Origin of the sequence: Lentzea nigeriaca (genome assembly GCF_016907955.1) — a bacterium.
GTDB lineage: Bacteria > Actinomycetota > Actinomycetes > Mycobacteriales > Pseudonocardiaceae > Lentzea > Lentzea nigeriaca.
Genome location: NZ_JAFBCX010000007.1, coordinates 312,780 through 329,793, shown reverse-complemented (window position 1 = coordinate 329,793; position 17,014 = coordinate 312,780). Strand labels below are relative to the sequence as shown.

The window sequence follows — 17,014 nt, the reverse complement described above, 5'->3', positions numbered from 1 at the left end:
CAAACTTGAGCCAGCAACGCTCAACAAGTACTAGCGGAAGGAACTCCAATGGCGCGTGCAGTCGGCATCGACCTCGGGACGACCAACTCCGTCGTCGCCGTCCTCGAAGGCGGTGAGCCGACGGTCATCGCCAACTCGGAGGGCTCGAGGACGACCCCGTCCATCGTCGCGTTCGCGAAGAACGGCGAGGTCCTCGTGGGTCAGCCCGCGAAGAACCAGGCCGTCACGAACGTCGACCGCACCATCCGCTCGGTGAAGCGGCACATCGGCACCAACTGGAAGACCGATGAGATCGACGGCAAGCAGTACACCTCGCAGGAGATCAGCGCGCGCGTGCTGATGAAGCTCAAGCGCGACGCCGAGGCGTACCTGGGTGAGGAGATCACCGACGCCGTCATCACCGTCCCCGCCTACTTCGAGGACGCGCAGCGCCAGGCCACCAAGGAGGCCGGCCAGATCGCGGGCCTCAACGTGCTCCGCATCGTCAACGAGCCGACGTCGGCCGCTCTGGCCTACGGCCTCGACAAGGGCGAGAAGGAGCAGACCATCCTGGTCTTCGACCTCGGTGGCGGTACGTTCGACGTCTCGCTGCTCGAGCTCGGCGACGGCGTGGTCGAGGTCCGCGCGACCTCCGGTGACAACCACCTCGGTGGTGACGACTGGGACCAGCGTGTCGTCGACTGGCTGGTGGACCGCTTCAAGCAGGCCAACGGCATCGACCTGACCAAGGACAAGATGGCCCTGCAGCGCATCCGTGAGGCTGCGGAGAAGGCCAAGATCGAGCTGTCCAGCTCCAGCACCGCGAGCATCAACCTGCCGTACATCACGGTGGACGCGGACAAGAACCCGCTGTTCCTCGACGAGACGCTGTCGCGCGCCGAGTTCCAGCGGATCACGTCCGACCTGCTCGACCGCACCCGCGCGCCGTTCAACAACGTGATCAAGGACGCCGGCATCTCCGTCGGTGACATCGACCACGTCGTGCTCGTCGGTGGCTCGACCCGCATGCCCGCCGTCGCGGAGCTCGTGAAGGAGCTGACCGGCGGCAAGGAGCCCAACAAGGGCGTGAACCCGGACGAGGTCGTCGCCGTCGGCGCCGCCCTGCAGGCCGGTGTCCTCAAGGGTGAGGTCAAGGACGTCCTGCTGCTCGACGTCACCCCGCTGTCCCTCGGCATCGAGACCAAGGGCGGCATCATGACCAAGCTGATCGAGCGCAACACCACGATCCCGACGAAGCGTTCCGAGACCTTCACGACGGCCGACGACAACCAGCCGTCCGTGCAGATCCAGGTCTTCCAGGGCGAGCGCGAGATCGCGGCGCACAACAAGAAGCTCGGCATGTTCGAGCTGACCGGCCTGCCCCCGGCCCCGCGCGGCGTGCCGCAGATCGAGGTCACCTTCGACATCGACGCGAACGGCATCGTCCACGTGTCGGCGAAGGACCTGGGCACCGGCAAGGAGCAGTCGATGACCATCACCGGTGGCTCCGCGCTGCCGAAGGAGGACATCGACCGCATGGTCAAGGACGCCGAGGCCCACGCGGAGGAGGACAAGCGCCGCCGCGAGGAGGCCGAGGTCCGCAACCAGGCGGAGACCCTCGTCTACCAGACCGAGAAGGTCGTCAAGGAGAACGACGAGAAGCTCCCTGCCGACATCAAGGAGAAGGTCAACGCCGCGATCGCCGAGGCGAACGAGGCGCTCAAGGGCACCGACATCAACGCCATCAAGGCCGCGGTGGAGAAGCTCGCGACCGAGTCGCAGGCCATCGGCCAGGCGATCTACGCCAACGCGCCGGGTGCCCCCGGTGCCGAGGCCCCCGGTGCCGAGGCTCCGGGCGCCGGCCAGGCCAAGGCCGGCGAGGAGAACATCGTTGACGCCGAGATCGTGGACGAGGAAAAGAAGAAGTGACTGAGCCGAGGCACGCCGCCCCTGACGAGGAGCAGCCTCAGGTAGTCGTGAACGACCGGCGCCGGATCGACCCGGAGACGGGTGAGGTCCGGTCGCCGGCCCACGCTGCCGCCGAGGAAGGCGCTGCTCCAGGTGAAGACGCACCGGTCGTTGCGGAGGTCGTCGACGAGGTGGCCGCCGAGCTGAAGACCCAGCTCGACGAGCGCACCGCCGACCTGCAGCGGCTCACCGCCGAGTACGCGAACTACCGCAAGCGGGTGGAACGCGATCGCGAAGCGGTGATCAACAACGCGAAGGCGTCCGTTGCCGCCGAGCTGCTCTCCGTGCTGGACGACGTCGAACGGGCCGACGCGCACGGCGACCTGACCGGCGCGTTCAAGGCGGTGGCGGACAAGCTCGTGTCCACGCTGGCCAAGACCGGCCTGGAGCCGTTCGCGCACGAGGGCGAGGCGTTCGACCCGTCGGTGCACGAGGCCGTGCAGCACAGCACGTCCCCGGACGTCGACGGCCCGACCGTCACCGCAGTCCTGCGCCGCGGCTACCGGTTCGGCGACAAGCTCGTTCGCCCCGCGCTCGTCGCGGTGACCGACCACGAGCCTGCCCCCGCCGCACCCCAGGCCGAAGAGAACTAGTGGCGTGACACGGCACGTCGGCGGTGAACTCACGCTCAGCAGGACGCCTCGCGGCACCGCCTCCACGCCCACAGACAACCGGATGAGGACGCGGGGGCGGCACCGCGAGGCGCCCGTCCGACCGCGAATTCGCACGTCAACGTGCCGCGCCACACCACTGCGAAAGGAGGGGACGTCCGGTGAGTGCTAGGGACTGGATCGAAAAGGACTTCTACCGCGAGCTGGGCGTCTCCTCCGACGCGTCGGCGGACGAGATCAAGAAGTCCTACCGCAAGCTCGCCCGCGAGCTGCACCCCGACGCGAACCCCGGCGACGCCAAGGCCGAGGCCCGCTTCAAGGCGGTCTCCGAGGCCTACGGCGTGCTGTCGGACCCGGCCAAGCGCAAGCAGTACGACGAGGCCCGCCGCCTGTTCGCCGGCGGCGGCGGTTTCCCCGGCGGCTTCGGCGGCGGTGGCGGCTTCGACGTCAACGACCTGTTCGGCCGTGCCGCGCAGGGCACCGGTGGCGGCGGCCTGGGCGACCTGCTCGGCGGCCTGTTCAACCGGCGTGGCGGCGGTGCCGGCTCCGCGACGCGCCCGCGCCGTGGCGAGGACGTCGAGACCGACGTCCGCATCGACTTCACCGAGGCGGTGAAGGGGGCGACGGTGCCGCTGCGCCTTTCGTCCCCCGCCGCCTGCTCGACGTGCGGCGGTTCCGGCGCCAAGCCGGGCACGATGCCGCACGTGTGCGCGACCTGTTCGGGTTCTGGCCTGGTGACCCGCTCGCAGGGTGCGTTCGCGTTCAGCGAGCCGTGCCGCGACTGCCGGGGAACCGGCCGGATCATCGACGACCCGTGCCCCGAGTGCGGTGGCGACGGCGTCAGCACCCGCACCCGCACGCTGACCGTGCGGATCCCGTCGGGCGTCGACGACGGCCAGCGGATTCGCCTTGCGGGACAAGGGGAACCTGGACGCAACGGCGGACCGTCCGGCGACCTTTTCGTGCGCGTGCACGTCAACCCGCACAGCATCTTCGGCCGCAAGGGCAACGACTTGACGCTCACGGCGCCGATGACGTTCTCGGAGCTGGCGCTGGGAACGACGTTGACCGTGCCGACGCTGGACGGCAAGGTGACCTTGAAGGTGCCTGCCGGTACCGCCTCCGGGCGTGTGCTGCGGGCTCGGGACAAGGGGATCACGAAGCGCGACGGCACCTCCGGCGATCTCCTGATCACCCTGGAGGTCGCGGTGCCGAACAACCTGTCGTCCGAGGCCCGCAAGGCGCTCGAGGCGTACGCGGACGTGACGAAGGATCACGACCCGCGTGGTGATCTGAACGCACTTCTCGAAGGGCGGTGAGTTCCGTGGGTTTTCCGTTCCCTCCAGGGACTGACGAGGACACGCCCTTCTTCGTGATCTCAGTGGCGGCACAGCTGTCCGGTCTGCACGCCCAGACGCTGCGGTCCTACGACCGGATGGGCCTCGTCTCGCCGGGCCGCACGTCCGGCGGTGGCCGCCGCTACTCGATGCGCGACATCGTGCTGCTGCGCGAGGTTCAGCGGCTCTCCCAGGAGGAGGGCGTGAACCTCGCCGGCATCAAGCGGATCATCGAGCTGGAGAACCAGGTCGACGCGTTGCGCGCTCGGGTCACCGAACTCCAGCAGGAGCTCGCGCAGGCGCTGGCGGCAGCCGACTCCACGGCCGCCGCCGTGCACGCGTCCTACCGGCGAGACCTCGTGCCGGTCAGGCAGGAGACCGCGCTCGTCGTGTGGAAACCCAAACCCCGCAAGTGACTCACTTGAAGTAGAACCCGGTCTCCAGGTCCGCCAGGAGGCCGGGTTCCTTCGTTTCCCAGCCCAGCAACGCTTTCGTGCGCGCCCCGGACGTCGGCGCGTCCAGCGCGACCATGTTCGCGAGCGGCCCGAAGTGCTCTGCCGGGACGCTCTGGACCGGTACATCCAGCTTCCGTCCGATCACTTCGGCGATCTCCTTCAGCGAGATGGCCTCCTCGGCGACCGCGTGCAGCACCGAACCCGCGGATGCCTGCTCGACGGCCAGCCGGTAGAGCCGTGCCGCGTCCAGCGTATGCACGGCCGACCAGCGGTTCGCGCCGTCGCCGGGGTAGCCGGAGACTCCCGCGGAACGGGCGGTCCTGATCAGCACCGGGATGAAGCCGGCCGTGTCCAGTTCACTGTGGACGGTCGGCGGCAGCACGACCACCGCACCGCGGAGTTCGGGCGCGTCGACGATCAGGTTCCGGGCGGTGCCGCGGCTCTGGTCGTCCGGCACCCGCTCCTCCTCCGTGGCCGTGTGGCCGAGGCCGGAGTACGAGAGCGTGCCGCCGGTGCCGATCAGCGCCTTGCCAGTCCCGGACAGTTCGTCGATGAACGCCCGGACCACCGCGAGATCGGCGGCCGACGCGCCGGCGTAGTTCCCCGCGAACAGCTCGTCGTGCTTGAACGCCAGGTGGATCACCGCGTCCGCCTCGGCCGCGCCCTTGCGTAACCCGTCCAGGTCGTCCAGATCGCCGCGCTGGACGGCGGCGCCCTGCGCTTCGAGCTTGGCGGCGGACGTGTCCGAGCGGGCCAGCCCGACGACCTCGTGGCCCGCGCGGAGCAGTTCCGGGACCAATGCGGAGCCGATGTGTCCGCTGGCGCCGGTGACGAAGACCTTCATGGCACTTCCTTCAAGTGATGGGACTTGGTCTCATCAACCGTAGCAGAGTGATGGGACCAAGTCCCATCACCTAAGATGACCGAATGGGTCGATGGGAGCCGGACGCACGGGAGCGGTTGGTGCGCGCCGCACTCGACCTGTTCGGCGAGCAGGGGTACGAGAACACCTCGGTCGCGCAGATCGCCGAGCGCGCCGGGCTCACGAAGAGCACGTACTTCCGGCACTTCAAGGACAAGCGCGAGGTGCTGTTCGGCGGTCAGGACGAGCTGGTCGGGCTCATCGTCGCGGGGATCGCGGGCACGCCCGAGTCCGCCGGAGCGCTGGCGGCGGTCGAGGGGGCGCTGGTGGCGATGGCGGTCACGTTCACGCAGGACCGCTGGGCGAACGGACCGCGGCGGCTGGCGGTGATCGAGAGCAACGACGAGCTGCGCGAGCGGGACGCGTTGAAGATGGCCGGGTTCGGCCGCACGATCAGGGACGCGCTGCGCCGGCGAGGTGTGCCGGAGCTCGATGCGGACGTTGCCGCCGAACTGGGAATTCTGGCCCTGCGGCGCGGTTATGCCCGGTGGCTCGAGGCCGGCGGGGACTTCGCTGATGTCGCCCGCCGGGCGCTCGAAGAGGTTCGGATCGCGGCCGCCTCGCTAGAGGGTGCCGAGTAGGTCCTCGACCTCGGTGGCGATGCGGTCCAGCGCCTGGTCGTTGTCGTGGGCGGCGATCACCCGGTCGATCCAGTCCGCGATCAACGGCATCTGCTCCGGCTTCAGGCCGCGCGTGGTGATCCCGGCCGTCCCGAGCCGGATGCCCGACGGGTCGAAGGGCTTGCGCGGGTCGAACGGCACCGCGTTGTAGTTCAGCTCGATGCCGGCACGGTCCAGGGCCTGCGCCGCCGGCTTGCCGGCGATCGCCTTCGACGTCAGGTCGATCAGGATCAGGTGGTTGTCCGTGCCGCCGGAGACCAGGTCGAAGCCGCGCTCCAGCAACGCGTCCGCCAGCGCGCGAGCGTTTGCGACAACCGTGTGCGCGTACTCGCGGAACTCCGGCTGAGCGGCTTCGTGCAGCGCCACGGCGATGGCGGCGGTCGTGTGGTCGTGCGGGCCGCCCTGCAGACCGGGGAACACTGCCCGATCGATCGCCTTCGCGTGTCCGGCGTCGCACAGGATCATGGCGCCGCGGGGTCCGCGCAACGTCTTGTGCGTGGTCGTGGTGATCACCTGGGCGTGGCCGACCGGGGACGGGTGGGCGCCGCCGGCAACCAGACCTGCGATGTGCGCGATGTCGGCGACCAGGATCGCGTCGATCTCCCGCGCGATGGCGGCGAAGGCCGGGAAGTCGATCGTGCGTGGGATCGCGGTGCCGCCGCAGAAGATGACCTTCGGGCGTTCGGCGAGGGCCAGGTCGCGGACCTCGTCCAGGTCCACCACACCGGTGTCCTTGCGGACGTCGTACTGCACCGCGCGGAACCACTTGCCGGTCGCGGACACGCTCCAGCCGTGGGTGAGATGGCCGCCCATGGGGAGGGACATGCCCATCACGGTGTCGCCCGGCTGCAGGAACGCGAGGTACACGGCCAGGTTGGCCGGGGCGCCGGACAGCGGCTGCACGTTGGCGTGGTCGACGCCGAACAGCGATTTCGCCCGGTCGATCGCCAGCTGCTCGACCTGGTCGATGATCTGCTGGCCCTCGTAGTACCGCTTGCCGGGGTAGCCCTCGGAGTACTTGTTCGTCAGCACCGAGCCTGTTGCCTCAAGCACGGCCGCTGAGACGGCGTTCTCGGACGCGATCATCCGCAGCTTGCGGGACTGCCGCGTGGCCTCGGCCTGGATCAGGGCGGCGATTTCCGGGTCGACATGTGAGAGCACGGCGCATCTCCATGCCGGGCACCCAGGCGTTCGGTGCGCTCGGCCGTCGCTTCCCGGTGGTCAGTTCCACCCTCGGCACGCCAGTCGCTTCGACGTGCCGAGTCTAGTCCAGCGTGAACGGGTCGTACTTGATCCGGTCCAGAGGCGTTCCGGCGACCAGCATGCGGGACACGGTCGAGCGGATCATGGCCGGGCTGCCGCAGACCAGGACGTCGCGGTCCTCCCACGCTCCGTAGCGGGTGACCACGTCGGCCAGGGTGCCCTGCTCGACGCCGCGGACACCGGGGTCCGACTCGAGCACCGGCACGACCGTGAGCCACGGGTTCGTGGTCGCGATGCGCTGCAGGTTGTCGAGGTCGTAGAGGTCCTCGCGGGTGCGGCCGCCGTAGAACAGGTGCACGCGGGGGTTGTCGCCCCACTGCGACATCTCGTCGATGATCGCGTGCATCGGCGCCACGCCCGTGCCGCCGGCGACCATCAGGACGTCCGACCCGGCCGTGCGGTCGACCTGCAGACGTCCCATCGGCGGTCCGATCCGCCACGTGTCACCGGCCTGCGTGTGGCCGACCACCGAGCGTGACACCCAGCCGCCGTCGACGGACCGGATGTGGAACTCGATGACGCCGTCCTCGCGCGGTGCGTTCGCCGGCGAGTAGTACCGCCACAGGCGCTTGCGCTGCGGCGTCTCCACGCTGACGTACTGACCCGCGCGGTAGTTGACCGGGTGGTCGGGCTGCAGCCGGACGACGGCCAGGTCCCACGAGACGCGCTGGTGCTCCAGCACGGTGGCGTGCCAGTAGGCGGGCCCGTTGTCGGCGTCGGCGGCTTCCTGCATGGCCCGCGCCATCAACGTGTAGGCCTCTGCCCACGCCATCTCGACCTTCGGCGTCCAGGCGGCGCCCGCGAACTTCTTCACGGCGGACAGCAGGGCGGTGCCGACGGCCTCGTAGTGGACGTTGATGACACCGAACTTGCGGTGGTCACGGCCCAGCTGACGCAGGAAGGGGATGAGGTCGTCCGGCCGGTCGACCATCTGCACCACGTGCACGAGAGCGCGCAGCAGGCGGCTTCGCTGCACCTCCATGTTCGCGGGGAACATCTCGCGTGTGGCAGGCGAGAGCGAGAAGAGCATGCCGTAGAAGAACTTCGCCACTTCTTCGGCATGCGGCTCCACCACCGCGAAACTCTCCCGGATCATCCGCACCATCGCGGTGACACCAGGCGGAGGTTCTCGGTGGGGCGGGGTAGGGATGGGGCTCAGCACAGCGTTCGCAGTCATGGTCCGCGCGCAGTCTCCACGTTCTCATTGGCGCCAGCAAGGCGCGGTAGTCCTCGTCAAGCATCCGTCCCCCGACAGAGTGGACAGTAACCCCTGATCGGAGGGTTTGGTTCCTTGATGCCACCTTCGAGCGAAGTCTGATTACCCTACGCAACTAGTTGTTAGCACAACAGTGTGAACCTGCGGGGGCATCTGTACCGACTTGCTCGCTTGCGTGCAACGGTGTGGCACGTGTCCCTGCCTGAGCTGACTGAAACCACCTCACCCGACCGTGTTGACCTACCTGGCTCACGCGGTGAGCACTTCCTCCAATGTGCCCTGGAGACCCAGGATCGCGCCACACGCTTCTACTCGGACCAGGTCCTGGACCACCTCAACCCCGCGATGGCCGAGTTCGTCGGCCGGATGGAGATGGCCTTCATCTCGACCGCTGATGCCGACGGGGAGTGCGACTCGACCCTGCGGGCCGGGCCGGCGGGGTTCATCCAGGTGATCGACTCCCGGACCGTCGCGTACCCCGAGTACCGCGGCAACGGCGTGATGGCGTCCCTGGGCAACATCATGGAGAACCCGCACGTCGGGATGCTGATGGTGGACTTCACCGACGACCTGATCGGGCTGCACGTCAACGGCCGCGCCCGGATCGTGCCGCGGGACGACATCCCCACCGAGGACAAGAAGGTGGAGCGGTGGGTGGTGGTCGAGGTGCAGGAGGCCTACATCCACTGCCGCAAGCACATCCCGCGGATGATCCCGGTCGACCGGGTGCGCGACTGGGGTACCGACGACGTGAAGCGCAAGGGTGGCGACTACTTCGGCGTGAAGGCGGGCAAGGCCGCCGACTGACCCGCGAGGTCGCGTGAGCAGGGCCGCCAGGCGAAGGTGCCTGGCGGCCCTTGTCGTGCGTGACCGATCAACCACCCGAACTAGTTGGCCTAGCTAACTATCTCCGTATATAGTTGTATGACATCAACCAACTACCGGAGGTGTGCTTGAACCGGCCCTCGTCGCATCGGGAGATCCTCGAAGCGCTGTCCGGCATCTGGGTGGCTCTGCTGGTCGCGATCCTCAGCTCCACCATCGTCTCGAACGCCCTCCCGACGATCCTGGCCGAGCTCAAGGGCACCCAGACCCAGTACACGTGGGTCATCACGTCGATGCTGCTCGCGTCCACGGCCAGCACGCCGCTGTGGGGCAAGCTCTCCGACCTCTTCGACAAGAAGATGCTGCTGCAGACGAGCATCGTGCTGTTCGTCGTCGGTTCGGTCCTGTCGGGCCTGAGCCAGAACATGGAGCAGCTCATCGCGTTCCGGGTCGTCCAGGGCCTGGGCATGGGCGGTGTGCAGGCGCTCGGCCAGGTCGTGGTCGGCGCGTTGCTCAGCCCGCGCGAACGCGGCCGCTACAGCGGCTACACCGGCATGGTGATCTCCGCGGGCACGGTCGGAGGGCCGCTCGTCGGCGGGTTCCTGGTCGACTGGCCCGGCTGGCGCTGGTGCTTCTTCGTCTGCGTGCCGCTGGCGCTCGTGGCGCTCGCCGTACTGCACAAGACGCTGCACCTGCCCACGAAGAAGCGGCACGTGAAGATCGACTACTTGGGCGCCACGCTCATCACCGGTGGGGTGAGCCTGGTGTTGATGTGGGTGTCCTTCGCCGGCAAGGACTTCGCCTGGATCAGCAAGCAGAGCGCGCTGTTCGTCGGCGGTGCCCTTCTCGCGCTGGTCACGGCCTACTTCGTCGAGCGCAGGGCGAGTGCGCCGGTCATCCCGCTGCACCTGTTCCGGAACCGGACGGTGGTGCTGGCGATGCTCGGCGGCATCGCGGTCGGTACGGCGATGTTCGGCGCGTCGGTGTTCATGGGGCAGTACTTCCAGATCGCGCGCGGGTTCTCGCCCACGAAGGCAGGGCTGCTCACGGTGCCGTTGGTGCTGGGGCTGAGCATCTCCTCCACGGTCAGCGGGCAGCTCATCGCCAGGAGCGGCAAGTGGAAGGGCTACCTGGTCTGGGGTGCGTTCTCGCTGGTCATCGGGCTGGCGTTGCTCGGCACGATCGACCACACCACGAACCTCGTCCTGATGGGCGCGTACCTGCTGCTCGTCGGCGTCGGCGTGGGGCTGACCATGCAGAACCTGGTGCTGGCCGTGCAGAACGGCGTGGGCATGGCTGACCTGGGCGCGGCCAGCTCCACCGCCACGTTCCTGCGGTCGCTGGGAGGGACAGCCGGCGTCTCGGTGCTGGGCGCGGTTCTCGCCGCCCAGGTGAGCACCAAGACACTCGACCGCGGCTCCCTCTCCCCAGTCGTGCGGGACTCCTACGGCGATGCGATGGGTGAGTTGTTCCTCATCGCCGCGGGTCTCGCGGTCTTCACGGTGATCGCGGTCCTGCTGATCAAGGAACAGCCGCTGCGCGACTCGGTGGATGTCACTCCAACGGCTTCTAGTGCACAGACGGTCGCCACTGAGCTTGCTTCACCTGTGGATACTGACCAGCGGATTGTGGACAAGTCCACCCCGGCTGTGGACAAGCTGTTGGTGCTTTCGAGTGACGATGGTCAGGAGGTCGCGGCGCGTTCGGCTGCGCTGCGTTCCACGCAGAACTCGTTGCCCTCGGGGTCGTGCATGGTGACCCAGCCGGTGCCGTCCGGCCTGCGGTGATCCTCGTAGATCTTCGCGCCGATGCCGAGCAGGCGCTCGACCTCCTCGTCGCGGGTCACGTCGGTCGGCTGCAGGCAGACGTGGACGCGGTTCTTGACCGTCTTGGCCTCGGGGACCTCGATGAAGAGGTACTGGATGCCGCTCGGCAGCTTGACCATGCACTCCGGGTCGCCGGGGTTGTCGTCGGGGTGGATCGGCAGGCCGAGCACCTGGCTCCACCACGACGCCTGGTCGTAGGCGTTCTTGGCGTCGACGGTGACGTTGTGGACGGTTGAAGTCATGGTGCTGATCTTCGCCTAACGCGCCCCTCCGGCCGCAGGATTTTCCGCGACGGCCGTCACGTTCTCGTAGTTGAGCGGAACAGACTCAACTTTTCTGACGTTGTGCGGAATGATGGTCCATGCTGGAGGCTGACCACGAGGTGGAGGAATGGACGCTTTCAACCCGACGACGAAGACGCAGCAGGCGGTTTCCGCTGCGGTGCAGGCCGCCACGCTCAACGGGAACCCTGACGTGGGGTCCGTGCACCTGCTCAGTGCTCTGCTGGCGCAGACGGACGGGTTGACCGCGCCGTTGCTGTCGGCCGTGGGTGCCGACCCGACCCTGGTGCGCAAGGAACTGGAGCAGCTCTCCCGCTCGTTGCCGAGCGCCTCGGGCTCGACGGTCTCCGCACCGCAGCTCTCGCGCGACGCCGTGCGGGTGCTCGGCAAGGCGCAGGAGCTCGCCACCGAGATGGGCGACGAGTACGTGTCCACCGAGCACCTGCTCGTCGGGCTCGCCCAGCACGGCGGCCAGGTCGCCGACCTGCTGCGCCGCCACGGAGCGACGCCGGACGCGTTGAAGGACGCGTTCGAGAAGGTGCGCGGCTCGGCGCGGGTCACCTCGCCCGACCCGGAGGGCACCTACAAGGCGCTGGAGAAGTACGGCGTCGACCTCACCGAACGCGCCCGCAAGGGCGAGCTCGACCCGGTGATCGGCCGTGACGCCGAGATCCGCCGGGTCGTCCAGGTGCTGTCGCGGCGTACCAAGAACAACCCGGTGCTGATCGGCGAGCCCGGCGTCGGCAAGACGGCGATCGTCGAGGGCCTCGCGCAGCGCGTGGTGGCCGGCGATGTGCCGGAGTCGTTGCGCGGCAAGCGGGTCGTGGCCCTGGACCTGGGCTCGATGGTCGCGGGCGCCAAGTACCGCGGTGAGTTCGAGGAGCGGCTCAAGGCCGTCCTGAAGGAGATCACCGACTCGGCCGGCCAGGTCATCACGTTCATCGACGAGCTGCACACGATCGTCGGCGCCGGCGCGACCGGCGAGTCGGCCATGGACGCCGGCAACATGATCAAGCCGATGCTGGCCCGTGGCGAACTCCGCATGGTCGGTGCCACGACCCTGGACGAGTACCGCGAGCACATCGAGAAGGACGCCGCCCTGGAACGCCGCTTCCAGCAGGTGCTGGTCGGTGAGCCGTCGGTGGAGGACACGGTCGGCATCCTGCGCGGCCTGAAGGAGCGCTACGAGGTGCACCACGGCGTGCGCATCACCGACGCCGCCCTCGTCGCCGCCGCCACGCTGTCCGACCGCTACATCACCGCACGCTTCCTGCCGGACAAGGCGATCGACCTCGTCGACGAGGCCGCGTCCCGGCTGCGCATGGAGATCGACTCCCGCCCCGTCGAGATCGACACCGTCGAACGCGCCGTGCGGCGGTTGGAGATCGAGGAGATGGCGCTCGCCAAGGAGTCCGACGCGGCGTCGCTGGAACGCCTCTCCGCCCTGCGCGCCGAGCTGGCCGAGAAGCGCGAGGAGCTGTCCGCGCTGACCGCCCGCTGGCAGAACGAGAAGGGCTCCATCGACCGGGTTCGCACGTTGAAGGAACAGCTGGAGTCGTTGCGCGGCGAGTCGGAACGCGCCGAGCGCGACGGCGACCTCGGTCGCGCGGCGGAGCTTCGGTACGGCCGGATTCCCGCGCTGGAGAAGGAACTGGAGGCGGCCTCCGAAGCGTCCACTCAGGACGCCGCCATGCTCAAGGAGGAGGTCGGCCCGGACGACGTCGCCGACGTCGTCTCGGCGTGGACCGGCATTCCGGCCGGCCGTCTGCTGGAGGGCGAGACCGCCAAGCTGCTGCGGATGGAGGACGAGCTCGGCCGCCGGGTCGTCGGCCAGGCCGAGGCCGTGCGAGTCGTCTCGGACGCCGTGCGCCGCACCCGTGCCGGAGTCGCCGACCCGGACCGCCCGACGGGCTCGTTCCTGTTCCTCGGCCCCACCGGCGTCGGCAAGACCGAGCTCGCCAAGGCGCTGGCGGCGTTCCTGTTCGACGACGAGCGGGCGATGATCCGCATCGACATGAGCGAGTACTCCGAGAAGCACTCGGTGGCCCGCCTGGTCGGCGCACCTCCCGGCTACGTCGGCTACGACCAGGGCGGCCAGCTGACCGAGTCGGTCCGCCGCCGCCCGTACTCCGTCGTGCTGCTGGACGAGGTCGAGAAGGCCCATCCGGACGTGTTCGACGTGCTGCTGCAGGTGCTGGACGACGGTCGCCTGACCGACGGCCAGGGCCGGACCGTCGACTTCCGCAACACGATCCTGGTGCTGACCTCGAACCTGGGATCCACCGCGATCGCCAATCCGTCGCTGTCGGAGATGGAACGACGCGACGCCGTGATGTCGGTGGTGCAGCGGCACTTCAAGCCGGAGTTCCTGAACCGCCTCGACGACGTCGTGGTGTTCCACGCCCTCGCCACCGAGGAACTGACGTCCATTGTGGACATTCAGATCGCCCGGCTGGCCGACCGGCTGGCGGCGCGGCGGTTGTCCCTGGACGTCACGGCCGCGGCGCGTGACTGGTTGGCGTTGAACGGTTTCGACCCCGTGTACGGGGCCCGGCCGTTGCGGCGACTGGTGCAGTCGGCGATCGGCGACCAGCTGGCGAAGGAGTTGCTGGCCGGTGAGGTGCGGGACGGCGACACGGTCCGGGTCGACGTGCTGGACGACCAGTCCGGGCTGATCGTGGGCCGAGCGGCGTGACGTTCTCTCCCACGGGGCCGGTAACTTCGGCCCCGTGGGGGACTTTCGACACGTTCGGTACCAGGCGGCGGAACCCGACGCCCGAGGCGCCTTTCCCGGAGTTTTCGCGCTGTTCAACGGGCTGGTCAGGAGTGGACGGCTCACCGAGGAGCAGGAGACGTTCCGGCGCGTCGACAACGCCTGGCTCCACGCCTCCTGCACCGACCCGTCGACGGTGGATCCGACCGTGTACGACCGGATCAATCCCGGCGCGGTCGCGTGGTTCACGGTCTCGGCGACGCAACTGGTGGACCGTCTTTCGGGCTGTCTGGCGATCCTCGACGCGCACGGCGTCGCGTGGCAGAAGCTGGAGTCCGACGATCCGGGCCGGATCGTCCACGAGGACCAGGATCAGGTCGTCGTGGTGCCGCACGGCACGCGATACGTGCGGTTCCAAGCGGCCCTGCCGGATCGGCAGGGCCGCTTTCTCGGCGTCTTCGCGCTGGTGAACATGATGGCGCGCCGGGATCAGCTGACCCCGGCGCAGCATCTGTTCCGGCGGCTGAACAACGACTGGTACGACGCCAACTTCACCAACCCCGCCGCCGTGGACCCGACCGTGTACGCGTCGCCGGGCGCGGCGGCGTGGTTCCGGCACACCTCGCCGCACCTGATCTCCCGGGTCGCCGGATATCTGGCGATCCTCGACGCGCACGGCGTCGCGTGGCAGCGGCTGGACAGCGATGACCCGGGCCGGATCGTTTACGAGGACCAGGATCAGGTCGTCGTCGTGCCGCACGACGAGTGCATCAAGCTGGATTGATGTATTGTTCGGGTGTGTCCAGGACGTTGCCGCTGTTCCTGCGGCTGATGGCGGACCCGCTGCGCTGGCAGCTGGCGTGCGAGCTCGCCGCCGGTGACCGGAGGGTCCGCGAACTGGTCGCGGCGGTGGGAGAACCGCAGAACCTGGTTTCCTACCACCTCAAACAGCTGCGCGACGCGGGTCTCGTGACCGCGCGGCGCAGCAGTTTCGACGGCCGCGACACCTACTACCACCTGGATCTGGAGCGGTGGGCCCAGGCGCTGGCCGAGACCGGTTCCGCACTCACGGCCGCGAAACCGGCCATCCAGGCCGGCGCTCGGGTGCTGTTCGTGTGCACCGGCAACAGCGGGCGGTCGCCGATGGCCGAGGCGTTGCTGCGGCATCGCGTCGGCGAGCGCGTCGAGGTCGCCAGTGCGGGGAGTCATCCCAAGCCGTTGCACCCGGACGCGGTGCGGGCGGTGGCTGAGCACGGCATCGCGCTCGAGCACGAGCCCACTCATCTGGACACCGTGCGTCGCAGCCGTTTCGACCTCGTGATCAGCCTGTGCGACCGGGTGCGCGAGGTGTTGCCCGCCTTCACCGGTGGGCCACGGCTGATCCACTGGAGCATTCCCGATCCGGCTCGTGAGGCCGAGACGTGGCCGGCTTTCCGCCGCACCGCCGCGGATCTCGCGAGCCGGATCCGACTTCTGGAGGTCTGAGATGACCACCGATCTCGTGAGCGTGCGCTACCTCGTCGACGACGTCGAGGCCTCGCTCGCCTTCTACACCGAGAACTTCGGGTTCGAGGTGCGCACCGATTTCGCGCCGGCGTTCGCCGACGTCGTCCGCGGCAACCTGCGCCTGCTGCTCAGCGGGCCAACCAGTTCGGCAGGCCGGGAGATGCCCGACGGCACCAAGCCCGGTCCCGGTGGCTGGAACCGGATCCATTTGATCGTCACCGACATCGACGCCGAAGTGGAGCGTCTGCGCAAGCAGGGCGTCCGGTTCCGCAGCGATGTCGTGAAGGGGCCTGGCGGGCAGCAGATCGTGCTCGACGACCCGTCCGGAAATCCCGTGGAGCTGTTCCAACCGGCCTAGAAAAGGCGACGCGCGGAAGTGATCTTCGTTCCTCGGGCCGGACCCACTACGCTTCAGCTGTGGGCATACCGGCGTGGGTCTGGTTCACCGTCGCCGCGGTGGCGGGCGTGGCGGGGTTCGCCCTGCTCGCGACCGACCGGGCACAACGAACCGCGCGTAATCGTGAACGGCGCCGTTGGGCTGCTCTGCGCGGCTGGCAGTTCGAGGAAACAGACCACGTGCTGCCGACACGCTGGGAAGCGGGCGCCATCGCGTACTACGGCACCGGGCTCGCGCGTGACGTGGTCGCGGGCTCGACCTTCACCGCGGACGGCAGGCGTCAGGTCTACGTGCTCGACCACGAGACCGGCGGCAAGGTCAACTCGGTGCTGGTCGGTGTGCGCTGCCGCCGAGCGCTGTCGGTGGTGATCGAGCTCTGGCTGTCGACCGTGCCGTTCCAGCGCGACAACGACAAGATGCCGATGCCCGACCTGCTCGGTCCCGTGGGTTCGCGCTACGCCTTCGTCACGGACGTCCCGGCCGCCCGCAAGATCATCACGCCGGACCTGATCGACGCCGCCGAGGAGATCGGTGGCGACGTCACGGTCGTGTGGCTGGAGAACGACTGGGTGCTGGCCGCCGCGCCGCCGAACTCGTCGCCCGCGCGCCTGGAGCGGTTGCTGCGCGACATCGGTGAACTCGCGGACGTCATCGACCCGTTCGACCCGGATCCCTCCGAGCGGGAGGAGCCGGTGGCGGAGGACGACGAGGGTGGCGAGGTCTACCGTCCGTCGTTCGGTCGGAAGCAGCCGTAAGCCGGGACTTCTCCCGTCACACTCGGTGATCAATTTGGCGTCTACCGTGCGTTGCCAATCGCTCACCAGTGGTATTCCACCTTGTCACTAAAGTGTAGTGACCTACGTCACACTTCACTCTGTGTAAAACATTTCCGGCTGATTCAGATACTCCGTGCGTAAGGCGTCGTGTCCCAGACACCCCCCGGAGGGAATCACGATGTACGGAGGAAAGGTAGTTCCGCCCGTAGCCGTCGCAGGTACGGCGTCCGCTGTGACGCTGGCCAACACGGGTGCATCGGTCGGATGGTTGCTGTTCGGCGGAGTCGCTCTGGTCGTTTCGGGCCTTGCGCTGCGTCTG

16 protein-coding genes and 1 riboswitch are annotated in these 17,014 nt (G+C 68.5%); of the genes, 12 read left to right on the top strand and 4 right to left on the bottom strand.

Annotation, left to right across the window (positions count from 1 at the left end):
* The first annotated feature begins 48 nt into the window (after positions 1-48).
* From dnaK to JOD27_RS26150, 4 genes are all read left to right on the top strand, one after another.
* The gene (dnaK, locus tag JOD27_RS26165) at positions 49-1,908 is read left to right on the top strand and encodes a molecular chaperone DnaK (RefSeq protein ID WP_204764900.1); all 1,860 of its coding nucleotides are present in this window, start codon (positions 49-51) and stop codon (positions 1,906-1,908) included.
* The gene (gene grpE, locus JOD27_RS26160; RefSeq protein ID WP_204764899.1) at positions 1,905-2,540 is read left to right on the top strand and encodes a nucleotide exchange factor GrpE; all 636 of its coding nucleotides are present in this window, start codon (positions 1,905-1,907) and stop codon (positions 2,538-2,540) included. Before dnaK ends, grpE begins: the two co-directional genes overlap by 4 nt.
* 179 nt (positions 2,541-2,719) lie before the next feature.
* Positions 2,720-3,877 carry a molecular chaperone DnaJ gene (gene dnaJ, locus JOD27_RS26155; RefSeq protein ID WP_204764898.1) on the top strand — a complete coding sequence of 386 codons (1,158 nt, stop codon included), beginning with the start codon at positions 2,720-2,722 and terminating at the stop codon, positions 3,875-3,877.
* 5 nt (positions 3,878-3,882) lie between these two features.
* Entirely contained in the window at positions 3,883-4,311 is a 429-nt protein-coding gene (locus tag JOD27_RS26150) for a heat shock protein transcriptional repressor HspR (RefSeq protein ID WP_372441736.1), read from the top strand.
* Between the two features lies 1 nt (position 4,312).
* Here JOD27_RS26150 and JOD27_RS26145 read toward each other — a convergent pair whose 3' ends face one another.
* Positions 4,313-5,194, bottom strand: coding sequence for an SDR family oxidoreductase (locus JOD27_RS26145; RefSeq protein ID WP_204764896.1), 882 nt, complete (start codon positions 5,192-5,194; stop codon positions 4,313-4,315).
* A gap of 83 nt (positions 5,195-5,277) precedes the next feature.
* Here JOD27_RS26145 and JOD27_RS26140 point away from each other — a divergent pair, with 83 nt between their 5' ends.
* Entirely contained in the window at positions 5,278-5,853 is a 576-nt protein-coding gene (locus tag JOD27_RS26140; protein ID WP_204764895.1) for a TetR/AcrR family transcriptional regulator, read from the top strand.
* On the opposite strand, the gene glyA is transcribed toward JOD27_RS26140, so the two are convergent.
* Positions 5,836-7,053, bottom strand: coding sequence for a serine hydroxymethyltransferase (gene glyA, locus JOD27_RS26135; protein ID WP_204764894.1), 1,218 nt, complete (start codon positions 7,051-7,053; stop codon positions 5,836-5,838). The two genes, JOD27_RS26140 and glyA, sit on opposite strands and share 18 nt — an antisense overlap.
* A gap of 13 nt (positions 7,054-7,066) precedes the next feature.
* Positions 7,067-7,151, bottom strand: a riboswitch (ZMP/ZTP riboswitch).
* A gap of 5 nt (positions 7,152-7,156) precedes the next feature.
* Positions 7,157-8,260: an FAD-binding oxidoreductase gene (locus tag JOD27_RS26130; RefSeq protein WP_239568755.1), complete on the bottom strand. Its 1,104-nt coding sequence runs from the start codon at positions 8,258-8,260 to the stop codon at positions 7,157-7,159.
* Between the two features lie 294 nt (positions 8,261-8,554).
* Between JOD27_RS26130 and JOD27_RS26125 the strand changes: the two genes are divergently transcribed.
* Together JOD27_RS26125 and JOD27_RS26120 are read left to right on the top strand one after the other, a co-directional pair.
* Positions 8,555-9,178 carry a pyridoxamine 5'-phosphate oxidase family protein gene (locus JOD27_RS26125; protein ID WP_372441735.1) on the top strand — a complete coding sequence of 208 codons (624 nt, stop codon included), beginning with the start codon at positions 8,555-8,557 and terminating at the stop codon, positions 9,176-9,178.
* Between the two features lie 146 nt (positions 9,179-9,324).
* Entirely contained in the window at positions 9,325-10,983 is a 1,659-nt protein-coding gene (locus tag JOD27_RS26120) for an MDR family MFS transporter (protein ID WP_239568753.1), read from the top strand.
* Here JOD27_RS26120 and JOD27_RS26115 read toward each other — a convergent pair.
* The gene (locus JOD27_RS26115; protein WP_204764892.1) at positions 10,881-11,264 is read right to left on the bottom strand and encodes a VOC family protein; all 384 of its coding nucleotides are present in this window, start codon (positions 11,262-11,264) and stop codon (positions 10,881-10,883) included. The genes JOD27_RS26120 and JOD27_RS26115 overlap by 103 nt on opposite strands.
* Before the next feature lie 148 nt (positions 11,265-11,412).
* Between JOD27_RS26115 and clpB the strand changes: the two genes are divergently transcribed.
* The 5 genes from clpB to JOD27_RS26090 all read left to right on the top strand — a co-directional run bounded on the left by clpB (position 11,413) and on the right by JOD27_RS26090 (position 16,674).
* Positions 11,413-13,998 carry an ATP-dependent chaperone ClpB gene (gene clpB / locus JOD27_RS26110; RefSeq protein ID WP_204764891.1) on the top strand — a complete coding sequence of 862 codons (2,586 nt, stop codon included), beginning with the start codon at positions 11,413-11,415 and terminating at the stop codon, positions 13,996-13,998.
* 226 nt (positions 13,999-14,224) lie between these two features.
* Positions 14,225-14,800: a hypothetical protein gene (locus JOD27_RS26105; protein WP_239568751.1), complete on the top strand. Its 576-nt coding sequence runs from the start codon at positions 14,225-14,227 to the stop codon at positions 14,798-14,800.
* Positions 14,800-15,501, top strand: a complete 702-nt coding sequence (locus JOD27_RS46155; protein WP_372441734.1) for a metalloregulator ArsR/SmtB family transcription factor — start codon at positions 14,800-14,802, stop codon at positions 15,499-15,501. The genes JOD27_RS26105 and JOD27_RS46155 overlap by 1 nt, the downstream gene beginning before the upstream one ends.
* Position 15,502: 1 nt before the next feature.
* Positions 15,503-15,880 (top strand): VOC family protein, encoded by a 378-nt coding sequence (locus JOD27_RS26095; RefSeq protein WP_204764890.1) that lies wholly within the window; start codon positions 15,503-15,505, stop codon positions 15,878-15,880.
* Between the two features lie 59 nt (positions 15,881-15,939).
* The gene (locus JOD27_RS26090; protein ID WP_112226517.1) at positions 15,940-16,674 is read left to right on the top strand and encodes a TtfA family protein; all 735 of its coding nucleotides are present in this window, start codon (positions 15,940-15,942) and stop codon (positions 16,672-16,674) included.
* Positions 16,675-17,014: the final 340 nt, after the last annotated feature.

Coding starts and splice junctions, on each gene's coding strand:
- JOD27_RS26140 (WP_204764895.1), top strand. CDS start 5,278: ATGGGTCGATGGGAGCCGGACGCACGGGAGCGGTTGGTGCGCGCCGCA.
- JOD27_RS26130 (WP_239568755.1), bottom strand. CDS start 8,260: ATGGTGCGGATGATCCGGGAGAGTTTCGCGGTGGTGGAGCCGCATGCC.
- JOD27_RS26145 (WP_204764896.1), bottom strand. CDS start 5,194: ATGAAGGTCTTCGTCACCGGCGCCAGCGGACACATCGGCTCCGCATTG.
- JOD27_RS26095 (WP_204764890.1), top strand. CDS start 15,503: ATGACCACCGATCTCGTGAGCGTGCGCTACCTCGTCGACGACGTCGAG.
- dnaK (WP_204764900.1), top strand. CDS start 49: ATGGCGCGTGCAGTCGGCATCGACCTCGGGACGACCAACTCCGTCGTC.
- clpB (WP_204764891.1), top strand. CDS start 11,413: ATGGACGCTTTCAACCCGACGACGAAGACGCAGCAGGCGGTTTCCGCT.
- JOD27_RS26115 (WP_204764892.1), bottom strand. CDS start 11,264: ATGACTTCAACCGTCCACAACGTCACCGTCGACGCCAAGAACGCCTAC.
- JOD27_RS46155 (WP_372441734.1), top strand. CDS start 14,800: ATGTATTGTTCGGGTGTGTCCAGGACGTTGCCGCTGTTCCTGCGGCTG.